Here is a 13,621-nt window from a genome sequence, read left to right as displayed (position 1 = left end):
AGATCCCGCGGAATAGGCCGCCGCCCGCAATAACAAGGGCGCCCGCAGGCGCCCTTGTTATGATGAGGCTGATTTACTGGCCTCCGTCAGGATTGAGGTCAGAGCGCCGGAGGGTGCGACTCCCCTGCCCCCTTGGCGGCCAGTGCTTCGTCTACCAGTTGATCCCGCGCACCAGTCATTCCGGCGTGACGGGCGATCAGATGGTAGATGGCGGGCACCACCAGCAGGGTGACCAGGGTTGCCAGCGACAGTCCGAAGAAGACCACGGTTCCCACTGCCATCCGGCTCTCGTAGCCTGCCCCCATGGAGAGCATCAGCGGCACAGCGCCGATAATGGCGGTGAGCGAGGTCATCAGGATGGGGCGCAAGCGGCGCACCGAGCCTGCGATGATCGCCTCCTCGAACCCTTCCCCCCGCTGGCGCAGCTGGTTGATGAACTCGACGATCAAGATGCCGTTCTTGGTCACCATACCGATCAGCATGATCATGCCGATCTGGCTGTAGATGCTCATCTCCTGCCCCGTCAGCCAGAGGCCGAGCAGGCCACCGAAGATACCGAGTGGCACCGTCACCATCACCACCGCCGGGGTCAGGGTGCTCTCGAACTGGGCCACCAGCACCAGATAGACCACCAGCAGGGCGAGGCCAAAGACCAGCACCATCTCCCCCTGATTGTCGCGGTAATCCTTGGAATCACCGGCGTAATCCACCGTCATGCCGGTGGGCAGGTTGGCGTTGGCCCAGCCATCGAGGAAATCGAGGGCCTCACCCAGGGTGTGGTCGGGGTGCACATCGGCGGTCAGGGTGATCGCCTTCTGGCGCTGGTAGTGGTTGAGGCGGTTGGCGGTCGCCACCTGCTTGACGGTGGCCAGAGTCGAGAGACTGACCATCTCGCCGTTGGCGGCTTTTAGATAGATGCGGCCGAGATCCGAGATGCCGTTGAACTCGGTCTGATTACCGCGCAGGTAGACGTCATACTCCTCGCCCCTGTCCACATAAGTGGTCTTGCTCGCCCCGCCCAGCAGGGTCTGCAAGCTGTTGGCCACGGTGGAGACCGGAATGCCGAGCTGGCTGGCGCTGTCGCGATTGATGGTCACCTGCAGCTCGGGGGTTTTCTCGGCATAGTCGAGATCCGGGCTCAGCATCAGGCCGCTGCCCTGCGCCGCCTGTTGCAGCGCCAATCCTTGCTGGTAGAGCTCGGCATAGTCGTTACCCTGCAGCACGAACTGCACCGGCGCGGTAGAGCCGCCGCGAAAACCGGGCTGGAAGGTGCGGATCATCACATCGGGAATGCCGGAGAGCTTGGCACCCAGCGAGCGGGAGAACTCGGTGGCGGTGACGTCGCGCTCGGCCCAGTCGGTGAGCTGGATGATCACCATACCGGTCTGATCGCCGCCACGGCCAAAGGCAGGGGTGCTGAAGCTCAGGGCCTGCACCACCCCTTTGCCCAGCATCGGCATGATGGCGGACTCCACCTGCTGCATGTTGCGCTTCATCCGCTCGATGCTGGTCCCCTCTGCCCCCTTGACGAAGACATAGATGACGCCGCGATCCTCGGTCGGAGTAAGGCTGGTCGGCAGCTGGGTAAAGAGGGCGCCGATACCGCCCAGACAGAGCAGTAGCACCAGCGGCGTCCAGCGGGAGCGACGCAGCACCCACGCCAACAGGTGGCGATAGTGCCCCTCCAGCCAGCCCAGCCCGCGATCGAGCCCGGCGGTGAGTCGGTTCGGTTTATCCAGCGGGCGCATCAGCCAGGAGCCCATGGCCGGGGTCAGGGTCAGCGCCACCAGCGAAGAGCAGAGCACTGCGAGCGAAAGCAGAATGGCAAACTCGGTAAAGAGCCGCCCCACCATGCCATCCATAAAGGCGATGGGGACAAACACCATCACCAGCACGGCGGTGGTGGCGATCACCGCAAAGCCCACCTCGCGGGTGCCGTGCCAGGCGGCCAGCAGGGGCGGTTCACCCCGCTGCAGATGGTGGTGGATGTTCTCCACCACCACGATGGCGTCATCCACTACCAGGCCGATGGCGAGAATAAGGGCCAGCAAGGTGATGAGGTTGATGGAAAAGCCGAAATACCAGGCGCCGATAAAGGCAGAGATCAGCGATACCGGCACCGTAATGGCCGGAATGAGCGTGGTGCGCCCCTGCCCGAGGAACAGATAGAGCACCGCCACCACCAGCACGGCGCAGATGGCCAGGGTCTCGTACACCTCGTCGATGGCCTGCTTGATAAAGATGGTAGAGTCGTAATCCACCTCGAGCTTGGCCCCCTCCGGCAGGAAGCGCTGCATCTCGCCGAGTTTCTTCTCGATCCCCTGCGCCACTGCCAGCGGGTTGGCGGTGGACTGGGCGACGATGCCGATACCCAGACTCTCTTTGCCGTTGCGCTGATAGGCGCTGTCTTCGTTCTTGGCCCCCACCGCAACGTCGGCGATATCGGCCAGATAGACGCTCTGGCCGTTGGCGGCGGTGGTGACTTGCAGTTGCTGGAAATCTTCCGCTGTGTGGTAAAGCCGGGCGATTTGCACCGCCATGGTCATGGAGTTGTTGCGGATCTCGCCCCCCGGCAGCTCGATGTTCTCCCGCTTGAGGGCCTCTTCCACATCGCTCACCGTGATGCCACGGGCGGCCATATCCGCAGGCCGCAGCCGCACATACATCACCTGGGTGAGATCGCCGGAGAGCGCCACTTCGCTCACGCCGTCTACCAGACTCAGGGGGTCGACCAGCACCCGGTTGGCGTAGTCGGTCATGGCGGTGCGATCCATCTGGCTGCTGCTGAAGTTGAGCCAGATCGCCACATCGCCGTTGCCACTATCCTTGGTCACCAGCGGCTCGTCCACATCATCAGGCAGCCGTGGCCGAGCGCGGGAGAGAGCATCGCGCACATCGGAGATCCCCTCCACCATGTTCCAGCCGAGCTTGAACTCGACGGTGATCATCGAGCGTCCCTTGCGGGTCATGGAGTTGATGTTCTTGATGCCGCTGATGCCGGAGAGCTGATCCTCGATGGGTTTGGTGACCTGACTCTCCATCACCGAGGGGGCCGCCCCCTCATAGGTGGTGGTGATGGAGACCGACGGGATCTGCACGTCCGGCATCTCCCGCACCGTCAATTTGCTAAAGGCGACCAGACCAAACACGGTGAGCAGGGCGCTGAGCACCACCGCCACCAGCGGGCGGCGAACTGAGATATCGGAGAGCCACATCAGCCGTTCACCTCGGCCAGATCACGCACCTGCACCCCATCACGCAGATTGACCAGCCCCTCGACCACGATGCGATCGCCGACCTTCAGCCCCTCGGTGACCCAGACGGTCTCCCCTTCGGTCTCACCGAGCACCACAGGCACCCGCTTGACCCGGCCATCGGCCTCGAGACGGTAAACAAAGCGCTGCTCACCGGCGTACTCCACCGACTGGGCGGGGATCAGGGTGAGCTGCTGGGCAGGCAGTGCCAGCTCCACATTGAGCAGCATGCCCGGGCGCAACTGACCGTTGCCATTGGGGATCATCACCCGCGCCTTGATGTTCTGGGTATCGTTGGAAATGCGGCTGTCGAGAGTGGTCATGGTGCCGTTGAATTGCTGATCCGGCCAGGCGGTACTGGTGGCGGTGACCGCCATGCCCGGTCGCAACAGGGAGAGGTAACGCTCCGGCACCGCCAGATCGAGGCGCAGTTTGTCGAGCTCATCAAGATGCAGCAGGGTGTCGCCGCTGTTGACCAGCGCCCCTTCACTCAAGTCAATCAGACTCACGGTACCGGCAAAGGGCGCCTGCAAGGTACGCAGGGAGAGCTCGTAGCGGGCGGCATCGAGGCGTGCCTGCACCTGGGCCACGGTGGCCTCCTGCCCCTCCAGCTCGGATTGGGTCACGGCGCCACGAGCCACCAGCTTGCGCATATCCCCCAGCTTGCGGTTCTCGTCGCGCAGACTGGCGCTCTGCTCGGCCAGCTCCGCCTGCTGCTTGCCCGCATCCAGCGCGATCAGGGTCTCCCCCTTCGCCACGCTCTGGCCTGATTGCACCGCAATCTTGACGATGCGGCCGGTCACTTCGGGGCTGATCATGACGGAACGATTGGCCGCCAGCTTGCCCACCAGCTTGAGGGTCGGTTCGGCCAGACTCTGTTTGACGGTTTGAGTGCGGATATTGACCTGTCTGGTCGGTGCTTTGGCGGCGGGTTCGCTGTGACGCAGCGCCCAGACGCCGGCAACCACGATTAGAAGAAGGCCCAAGCCGAGCCAGATACGCATTTTCATCGAACAGTCCATGAAGAGTGAGAGGGTAAATCCAGATTGGGGCCATTTTAGCCCCAGACTATGCCGTGACTATGTATAAATGTGACAAAACGTAACAAGAGCGGGATAAGCTCACTCTGTTTCAGGTCGCGCCGTTTGTTTTCACGCCACATCGCATACACTAACGACAATTTCCTTCGCAACCCGACTGACTGCCTATGCCCAAAATGTCTGACCACCGCTTTCTCACACGCCTGACCTGGCTCCTGTTCGCCGTGGTCATCCTGCTGATTGGTCTGACCTTGCGGCAAAGCCTGAAACAGATAGAACGCCTCTACCAGAGCGATACCCTCAACAGCGCCATCTACCTGCGGGATCGGTTCAAACAGACCGAAGTGTTTCTGGAGGCGATGCGCGGGCAGGCCGAAGAGCGACTGCGCAGCGACCCCCAGTCGGTGCTCACCCGCCAGCTCTATCGCCATATCGAGGCGCTGCCAGAGGGGCTGGCCCTCGACAAGCTCCCCGATGATTTACCGGCCGGACTGGCGGGCAACCTCACCGGTGACGGCCCGCTGCCGCCCCCCGGCAGTGCGCGGGAGGCGCAACTTCATTTGGCCCTGAGCCTCTCCCCCTTGCTGGCCACCGCCAGCCAGCGCCTGGGCAGCGAGATCGCCTGGGCCTACTTCACTGGCGTGGACAACTTTATCTACCTCTATCCCTGGATCCCCTCCAGCCAGTTTCGTTTTGCCCGCAGCATCTATGACAAGCACTACTGGCAGGATGCGCTGATGTCACCCAACCCCAGCCGAGACACCATTCTCTCCCGCCCTTACGAAGATTTTGCCGGACTGGGCACCATGGTCACCATGTCCCAGCCTCTCTACAAGGACGGCTCGCTGGTAGGGATGATCAGCATGGACATCCTGCTTTCACGCTTGCAATCGCAGCTCAATCAGCTGGCGCCAGCGCTGGGTGAGTATCTGCTGCTCAATCAGTACCATCAGGTGCTGGCCAGCAGCGCACACCAGCCCGTGGTGCCGCAAGACCCCGAGCCGACCGACGAATACCAGTGGCGGCAAGGGGCATTGCAGCTGACCATGGCAATCCCAGATACCCCGTTGCGACTGGTGCACAACGTCACCCTGCTCCCGCTGGTGTGGGCCATGCTCTGCCAGTCCACGCCGACCCTGCTCGCCATCCTCTTTATGCTGCTGGCCGCCCTCTCCAACCTGAAATCCCACCGCCTCAACCAGCGGCTCAATTACCTCTCCTGCCACGATGCCCTCACCGGCGCCTTCAACCGCCACTATCTGGTGCTGCTGGAACAGGCGGGAGAGCTGTCCCGGTTGCAAGCGGGGATCCTGATGTTCGATGCGGATCACTTCAAACGGGTCAATGACAACTTCGGCCATGCCGTCGGCGATATCGTGCTGATCCGGCTGGTGCAGATCTGCCAGCAGCAGCTTAGACCCACTGATCGCCTGATCCGCTGGGGGGGCGAAGAGTTTCTGCTGCTGATTGGCCGCGCTGATGCAACGCAGCTCGGCGAGCTGGCGGAGCGGCTGAGAAAAGCGGTGGCGGATCACGACTGGGCCGCCATCGAGCCCGGGCTGGAGGTCACCATCAGCCTCGGCTATCTGCCCCACCAGGAGAACCTTCCCCTGCACGAAGCGGTGCGCCGCGCCGATGTGGCGCTCTATCAGGCCAAGGCCAACGGTCGCAACCGCAGCGAAAGATGGCAGGGTGACGCCTCCTGACTCTCGGAGTAAGCTGACCCCTCAACCCCTTTTTTGGAGGACTGTCGTGCCACGTAAACCCCGCGTAGGGCTCGCTCTCGGGAGCGGCGCCGCCAGAGGATGGGCCCATATCGGCGTCATCCGCGCCCTTGAACGTCTCGGCATCAAACCGGATTTGATCGCTGGCTGCTCCATCGGCAGCTTTGTCGGTGCCGCCTATGCCGCCGGTGAACTGGATCGGCTGGAAACCTGGGTGCGCGGCTTTACCCGCCTGCAGGTGGTCAGCCTGCTCGACCCGGCCCTCTCCGGCGGTCTGTTTCGCGGCGAAAAGGTATTTGGCCTTGCCGCCAGCCATCTGGGGGATCCCGATCTCGAGAATCTGCCCATCCCCTTCGCCTGCATCGCCACCGAGCTGGATACCGGCCGCGAGATCTGGCTGCAACAGGGCCCGCTGCGCCAGTCGGTGCGCGCCTCCTGCGGCATGCCGGGGATCCTCACCCCGACCCGGATCAACGACCGCTGGCTGGTCGATGGCGCCGTGGTCAATCCGGTGCCCATCTCACTGGCTCGCGCCATGGGGGCCGAGGTGGTGATTGCGGTCAACCTCAACACCGATATGCACCAACCCTGGACCGACGAGCCGGATCAACCCGGCAGCGGCGGCCTGCTCAGCCAGTGGCTCAATCGCGGTGAATCCGCGCCAGCCACCCCGGGTCTGTGGAGCGTGATGAGTGGCTCCATCAACATCATGCAGGAGCGGATCACCCGCGCCCGGATGGCCGGTGACCCGCCGGAGATCCAGCTCTGCCCGCGCCTTGGCAGCTTCTCCATCATGGATTTTCATCGTGCCAGCGATGCCATCAACGAGGGGGAAGCTTGCGTCGAGCGCAATCTCGATCAGCTCAAGGATGAACTGGGCCGCCTCGGGTTGCTGGGCAGTTAGTTGTCGACATGCTGCGGTTTACACATGAAAAAAGCGCCATTCGGCGCTTTTTTCAACTCACTTACCCGGTCACTCCTTACGGTAGAAGAGCAACCCGAGCAGAATCACCCCCACAGAGACCAGTAGATAGAGCCCCAGACTGGGATTGGTGATACCGCCATACAGAATGATGAGCGCGCCCAGGGTGGCACAGGTCGGGATCACAAACCGCTTTATCCAGCCCAACTCGGTAAAGGTGCGCATGTACCAGACATAGAGGAACAGATAGAGGCCATAAATCAGCACGATCGGCATCTCGTCCAGGGCGATATAACGACCGAATGTCTCGTTGATGCTGCAGTACCACAGCACTGAGTAGATCACCGACAACAACGCTGCCGCGAGGGCCGAGTTGATTGGCATGTGGTGATGCGGTTCGATACGGCTCATCCACTTGGGGGCAGGCCCCTGATTGCGGATCGCCAGCGAGTAGGGAATGCGCATGGTCGCCAGCACCAGACCATTGAGGGTTCCGAGGCAGGAGATAATCACAAACACGGTCAAAATGGTCGAAGCAGTCCCGCCAAACAGGCTGGTTGTCGCGAGATTTACCGCGTTATCCCCTTGCGCCACTATCTCGTCCGTCGGCAAGACGCTGGCGATCCCCAGAAAATAGGTGACATAGACCACAAAGACTATCAGGGTGCCAATCACCAGCGCTCTGGGCAGATTCTTCTTGGAATCGCGAATTTCGCTGTTGATGGTCACGGCGGCGATCCACCCCTCATAAGCGAAGGCGGTGGCAACCACGGCCGTGGCCAGAGTGCCTCCGGTGCTTCCTATCCCATCCATTGCCTGCACAAAGTTGGTCACGGTGACACCATTGAGCAAGCCTGAAATGGTGCCCACAATGGCAACCAGGATCAACGGGATCAACTTGATCAGGGTAGAGCCCACTTGCAGCTTGCCCGCCAGGACCGGGGTATAGAAGTTGATCAGATAGGTGACCGTCATATAGACAGCCGCCAGTATCCAGGTCGCACCAGAGTTGGTCGGATTATCACTGCCGAGCAAGATCATGGTGTAAAGAGCGGCGACCCAGGCAAGGATGGCGGAAAGAGGGGCGTAATAGAGTACGCCTTTGAACCACCCCACCAGATAACCAAACATTTTGCCGTATGCCGCTTCGGCATAATCGACGATACCGTTGGACTTTTCGATCCGCTGGGCAAACTCGGCAAACACCAGCGCGCCGAAGATCATCGAAAATGCCCCCAGCGCCCATGCCAGCAGCGCAATGGCCAGATTACCGCCAGTCAGACGCAGTACATCATCGGCCTTGAAGAAGACACCGGAGCCGATCACCACGCCGACCACCATCGCAATGGCAGTCATCAGGCCATAGCGTTTATCCAACTCATTACTGCTCATACCCATACTCCATACGATTGCTCATATCATCCTGAATGTAATAGTGTTCGGGTGGCCAGATACCACCAGGGGGCCCACTTTTCGGGGCCGCTTATTCTCGTTGGCCTGCATGGATAATTCAAAGCGTGTTAGATCAAAATATCGATCGGCGACCCAAAAAAATACCGCCCGAAGGCGGCATTTCTATTCACATCGATGATCACGCCTTGGCGAGGTCATCCGGGCCAATCTGGCCGATTTCGGCGACTTTCTTGTCTGCCAGCAGCCAGAGGGTGAACTTGTGCAGATCCGGGTGGTGCGCCAGGGCAACCAGGAAGGCGCCCCCAACTTCACGGTAACCCAGCTCGTAGTTTTTCAGCGTGGTGGGAGGAACACCCAGCAAATCTGCAAACTTCGGACGGCTCAAACCGACCGCTTCACGGATCTGACGGATCTTCTTGCCAACAGTGACGATATTTGAATTCATAATGTTCCATACTCCGTTTGGCGGATTTACTCCGCCTTTTATTTTTCGCGACGACTCGTAGTCAAGTGTATCAGTTTTGTTCGGACTCGTTATGGTCGAGCCTCTATCTTATGAGCGCCTTTCGGCGACAACCCTTGCCTTCAAGGGGGGATGGTAATCGCTCAGCCGCCTCAGGTAAACAGTCTCGAAAAGAAACCTTTATTGTGGCCCCCCCAATAACTCGTATAATCCGCCGGATACCCATTAAGAGGAATAAGTATGGCGTTTCCCGGCATTATCTCTCGCCTGCACCCCGTATCCAGCACAGAAGAACTGGCACAACAGCGCCTGCAAGGTGAACAATATCGCGCCGAAGCATTCTGGCTTCCGGCCTTGATGTCCAGCCACGCCAGCGAACTGCTGGCCGCCCTGCCGGAGAGCTGCAGCCTGTTTCTTGAACAGGCATGCCCGGACCTGGCCCTGCGCAGCCACGACGGCACCCTGCATAACAATGAGCAGCTCGTCACGGTAAATGGTCAGGCAATTGCGCTGGCAACCACCCCGGGTGATGGTGGTCTGGTGCCCGAATCGGGCATGTGCGAGATGGCCGACTGGCTGGAGGCGGGACACCGCCACTTCATCTGTTCAGCTGCGGTTCAGCCTGTGGCTCGCGCCATCCTCAACATCTGGCCCCTTGACCCCTATCTGGCCCGACATTTCTTGATGACATTTACCCCCCTGCTGCAGAGCGCAACCCAGGCAGATTACCTTGCGGTCTTTGCCGCCAGAGCGAATCCTGCCAGCCCGCATAGCGACTGGGTTCAGGCTTATATGAAGCTGGAGAAGAAACTGCACAGGGCCTATCTGGATCACTAATTAATCAAAATAAACAGCCAGTTAAGAGCACGACACAATTTGCCACAAGGCTCATTTGTGAGCTTGATCATGTTTTAAAATCGGCATAGAGTGCGCCTCGTCATCGGAATGACATCAGTTGCCTGGCAGTGGTTTCTCACGCATTGCGTGCCATGCCAGCGCACTCGACACACCAGGAGAGTGTGCAACCCGGTTATACCGGGTCATCTGCCAGACTCGACGCCAGCCGTACGGCGGAGCCTGCAGCTTACATAAATTACAAAGTGTGAAGCACGTGAATAACGTGCGATCTCAACGAGGATTTTTTTATGATGAAAATGGCTCCTTCCATGATCGCCATCGCCATGGCTGCTATGGGTGCTACCGCTGCTCACGCCGCTGACGACATCTACTTCGGTGCCGGTGTCGGTGCTGCTCACTTCAATGGTCTGAACAAGATCGATGGCGGCGGTTACGCTGGTACTGAAGATGCAGCTGCAGCCAACGCCTTCGTTGGTTACAACTTCACCGAAAACTTCGGTACCGAATTCGGTTACCAGTATGCCGGTCGTGGCAACACCGAAGGTCTGCGTTACGAAAACCAGGGTGCCACCCTGTCCGGTATCGCTCGTATGCCGGTTGGCAACGACTTCTCCCTGTTCGCTGAAGGCGGCGCCTACTGGGCTCACACCGACGGTCTGGGCATCAGCGACACTAAAGTTTCCCCGCTGGCCGGTGCTGGTGTGACTTACAAAGTAAGTGACGCGCTGGATCTGCAAGCTCGCTACCGCTACATGTGGGACGTGGCTGACCTGAACGTTGACGGCACCCATTACAAGTCCAACCAGAGCGTTGCTACTCTGGAAGCGGTATACCACCCGTTCCGTACTTCCTACGTAGCTCCGGTAGCTGCTCCGGTAGTTGAAGAAGCTCCGGCTCCTGCTCCGCAAGTTGTAGAGAAGAACTTCGCCCTGAACTCAGACGTGCTGTTTGCCTTCGGCAAAGACACCCTGAAGCCGGAAGGCGTTGCAGCCCTGAACGGTCTGTATCAGCAAATCGTTGAGTTCCAGCCGAAAGATGGCAACGCTGTTGTTGTTGGTTACACCGACCGTATCGGTTCCGACGCTTACAACCAGAAGCTGTCTGAAGCCCGTGCCCGCACCGTTGCCAACTTCCTGGTAAGCAAAGGTATGGCTGCCAGCAAAGTTGCCATCGAAGGTCGTGGCGAAGCCAACCCGGTTACCGGCACCAAGTGCAACGGCGTAACTGCTAAAGCTCAACTGATCTCCTGCCTGGCTCCGGATCGTCGCGTAGAAGTTCGCGTATCTGGCGTACAAGAAGTTCAGCAATAATCTGACCTCGTTCAGATAGTGCGAAAAAAAGGGATGCTGTGGCATCCCTTTTTGTTTGTCTAGTTCTCGCTTGCATCCCTCACTCCCACCTCCCTGCCCTTGCCTGCCCCGTCTCGAAAGCATAAAGTAGTTGCGCCTGTAAGGTATTGGATAAGCACTAAAAAACGCTTCTTGTCCGGTCTGTTGTCCATGACGCCAATGCATCATGAGAGTCCAAAGCCTTCGCTATCCACTTTGCTGGCGATTTTTCGCAGCAATAAAAACAAGTGCATTGCCCGACATGGGCTAACACAACGAGGATAAACCGATGAAACTCAAAATGGCTCCTACCCTGATTGCACTGGCGCTGGCCGCCGCAGGCACCACAGCTCAGGCTGCCGATGACTGGTACACCGGTGTTGGTGCAGGTTGGGCTTATGCCCACGGTCTGGATGATTTTGGCAAAGACACTGACAAAGATGCCACTGCGCTGAGCCTGTTCGGCGGTTACAACTTCAACGACTACTACGCAGCTGAACTGGGCTACCTCTACGCCGGTAAAGCGGGCGTTGACGGTGCCGATTTCAAAACCCAGGGTGCTACCCTCTCCGGTATCGCCCGCCTGCCGCTGGGCGACATCTTCTCGGTGTTTGCTGAAGGTGGTGCCTACTTTAATCACGTCAACGGCAATGGCAACAGCGACAACGGCACTGCGCCGCTGGCGGGCCTGGGTCTGACTGCCAAGCTCTCCGACCTTATCGATGTGCAGGCACGCTACCGCTATCTGTGGAATCTGGGTGACGAGCAGAAAACCTGGGAGAGCGACATGAGCGTCGCGACCCTGGAGCTGGTGATGCACCCGAACCGTACCTCTTATGTTGCCCCGGTTGCCGCCCCTGCGCCTGAGCCGGTTCCCGAGCCGGTACTGGTCGACAAGAACTTCGCCCTGAGCTCTGACGTGCTGTTTGCCTTTGACAAATCCACCCTCAAGCCAGAAGGTGTCGCAGCGCTGAACACCCTGTATCAGCAGATCGTTGATGTTCAGCCGAAAGATGGCAGCGCCGTGGTCGTCGGTTACACCGACCGTATCGGTTCTGATGCCTACAACCTGAAACTATCCGAAGCGCGTGCCCGTACCGTGGCCGACTTCCTGGTTGGCAAAGGTCTGCCGGCTGGCAAAGTTGCCATCGAAGGTCGCGGTGAAGCCAATCCGGTCACCGGTACCCAGTGCAACAGCGTCAAGGGCAAGGCTCAGCTGATCTCCTGCCTGGCACCGGATCGCCGCGTAGAAGTACGCGTCACCGGCGTGCAGCAAGTACAACAGTAATCCTGCAGTCCGACATAACAAGGAGGCCACCTGGCCTCCTTTTTCTTGCCGCTTATTTCACCCACCTTGTAACCCTCTTTTGCCCCCTTCCTCTTCCCGTCTCGCGCCATGGTTCACAGCGTGTCGCCCCCCATACCTCTTTGGTGGTTAAAAACAGCCCGTCACCTATACATAAGTGTGGGGTTTGACCAGCAGGCAACCCCACTACACCAAACATCGACGAGGATACGCGATGAACATAAGAGTAAAACCTGTGTGGATTGCACTGGCATTGGCGAGCACAGGCGCACAAGCGGAACCGGTTCACGACTGGTATGCCGGGGTCGGCGGTGGCTGGGCCATTGCCCACAATCTGAATGATTTCAGTCAGGATGTCGGCAAGGATGCGACTGCGCTCTCCCTGTTTGGCGGCTACAACTTCACGGAAAACCTGGGGGCCGAGATTGGCTATCTCTCCACCGGTGACTGGGATATCAGCGGCCATGAGTTCAACAGCAAGGGAGCCACGCTGTCAGTGATTGGCCGCTTGCCGCTCAGCGAGATGTTCTCGCTCTTTGCCGAGGGCGGTGGCTATATCTATCACGTCGAGTCGGTCAATGGCGGGGACGACAACCTGGCGCCGCTGGCGGGTCTGGGAGTGACGGCCCGGCTCCATGACTGGGTCGATCTGCAGGCACGCTACCGTTACATAGTGCGCGTTGGCGATGATCCGGATAACGGCAAAGCCAACAGCGGCACCCAGCGCTGGGTCAGCGACATCAGCACCGCCACGCTGGAGCTGGTGATCCACCCGAACCGCAGCCACCCCAAAGAAGCGGCCCCCACGCCCGCCCCGGTCGTGGTCCCCCCGCCACCGGCCGAACCGGAAGTGGTGGATCAGACCTTCAACCTCAGTTCCGATGTGCTGTTCGCTTTTGGCAAAGCGGACCTCAAACAGGAGGGGATGAGTGCGCTGGACGATCTCTACCAGCAGATCGTCGACGTGCAGCCCAAGGATGGCAGTGCGGTCGTGATGGGGTATACCGACCGCATCGGCTCGGATGCCAACAATCAGAGGTTGTCAGAAGCTCGGGCCCAAACCGTTGCCGACTTTCTGATCAGCAAGGGATTGCCTGCCGACAAGGTGAGCATCCAGGGCAATGGCGCGAGTAATCCGGTCACCGGCAACCAGTGTGATGCCATCAAGGCGAAGGCGGCGCTCATCGACTGCCTTGGGCCGGATCGCCGGGTAGAGGTGCGTGTCACCGGCGTACAGGGCGGCAGCGAGTAGTTGATCTTGAGGCGATAACCATGTCAGACGTGCAGTAAAAAGGGATGCCGAGGCATCCCTT

Annotated in this window: 10 protein-coding genes; 6 read left to right on the top strand and 4 right to left on the bottom strand. The window is 59.7% G+C overall.

Annotated elements, in window-relative coordinates; translation table 11 throughout:
• Window positions 1-98: 98 nt before the first annotated feature.
• A complete protein-coding gene (locus tag L972_RS04190; RefSeq protein WP_047435983.1) occupies window positions 99-3,215 on the bottom strand; it encodes an efflux RND transporter permease subunit in 3,117 nt (1,038 codons plus the stop codon).
• Window positions 3,215-4,264 (bottom strand): efflux RND transporter periplasmic adaptor subunit, encoded by a 1,050-nt coding sequence (locus L972_RS04185; RefSeq protein WP_047435982.1) that lies wholly within the window; start codon window positions 4,262-4,264, stop codon window positions 3,215-3,217. Before L972_RS04185 ends, L972_RS04190 begins: the two co-directional genes overlap by 1 nt.
• A gap of 197 nt (window positions 4,265-4,461) precedes the next feature.
• Between L972_RS04185 and L972_RS04180 the strand changes: the two genes are divergently transcribed.
• Together L972_RS04180 and L972_RS04175 are read left to right on the top strand one after the other, a co-directional pair.
• Window positions 4,462-6,000 carry a sensor domain-containing diguanylate cyclase gene (locus L972_RS04180; RefSeq protein WP_047435980.1) on the top strand — a complete coding sequence of 513 codons (1,539 nt, stop codon included), beginning with the start codon at window positions 4,462-4,464 and terminating at the stop codon, window positions 5,998-6,000.
• A gap of 46 nt (window positions 6,001-6,046) precedes the next feature.
• A complete protein-coding gene (locus L972_RS04175; protein WP_005338362.1) occupies window positions 6,047-6,922 on the top strand; it encodes a patatin-like phospholipase family protein in 876 nt (291 codons plus the stop codon).
• Between the two features lie 69 nt (window positions 6,923-6,991).
• Here L972_RS04175 and L972_RS04170 read toward each other — a convergent pair whose 3' ends face one another.
• On the bottom strand, window positions 6,992-8,332 hold the full coding sequence (locus tag L972_RS04170; protein WP_005338365.1) for an APC family permease: 1,341 nt from the start codon (window positions 8,330-8,332) through the stop codon (window positions 6,992-6,994).
• A 199-nt stretch (window positions 8,333-8,531) separates the two neighbouring features.
• Window positions 8,532-8,798 (bottom strand): helix-turn-helix domain-containing protein, encoded by a 267-nt coding sequence (locus tag L972_RS04165; protein WP_005338367.1) that lies wholly within the window; start codon window positions 8,796-8,798, stop codon window positions 8,532-8,534.
• Window positions 8,799-9,056: 258 nt separating this feature from the next.
• On the opposite strand from L972_RS04165, the gene L972_RS04160 reads away from it, so the two are divergent.
• The 4 genes from L972_RS04160 (at window position 9,057) to L972_RS04145 (ending at window position 13,560) form a co-directional block, all read left to right on the top strand.
• On the top strand, window positions 9,057-9,653 hold the full coding sequence (locus tag L972_RS04160; RefSeq protein WP_042052636.1) for a hypothetical protein: 597 nt from the start codon (window positions 9,057-9,059) through the stop codon (window positions 9,651-9,653).
• A gap of 308 nt (window positions 9,654-9,961) precedes the next feature.
• Window positions 9,962-10,984 carry a porin OmpA gene (locus tag L972_RS04155; protein WP_047435978.1) on the top strand — a complete coding sequence of 341 codons (1,023 nt, stop codon included), beginning with the start codon at window positions 9,962-9,964 and terminating at the stop codon, window positions 10,982-10,984.
• Window positions 10,985-11,291: 307 nt separating this feature from the next.
• The gene (ompA, locus tag L972_RS04150; protein WP_047435976.1) at window positions 11,292-12,290 is read left to right on the top strand and encodes a porin OmpA; all 999 of its coding nucleotides are present in this window, start codon (window positions 11,292-11,294) and stop codon (window positions 12,288-12,290) included.
• A gap of 232 nt (window positions 12,291-12,522) precedes the next feature.
• Entirely contained in the window at window positions 12,523-13,560 is a 1,038-nt protein-coding gene (locus L972_RS04145; RefSeq protein ID WP_047435974.1) for an OmpA family protein, read from the top strand.
• Window positions 13,561-13,621 lie beyond the last annotated feature (61 nt).

The sequence above is a fragment of the Aeromonas sp. ZOR0001 genome, from assembly GCF_000801015.1.
Lineage (GTDB): Bacteria > Pseudomonadota > Gammaproteobacteria > Enterobacterales > Aeromonadaceae > Aeromonas > Aeromonas veronii.
Note: the sequence above shows the minus strand (reverse complement) of the source record. Positions and strands in the feature narration are given on the sequence as shown.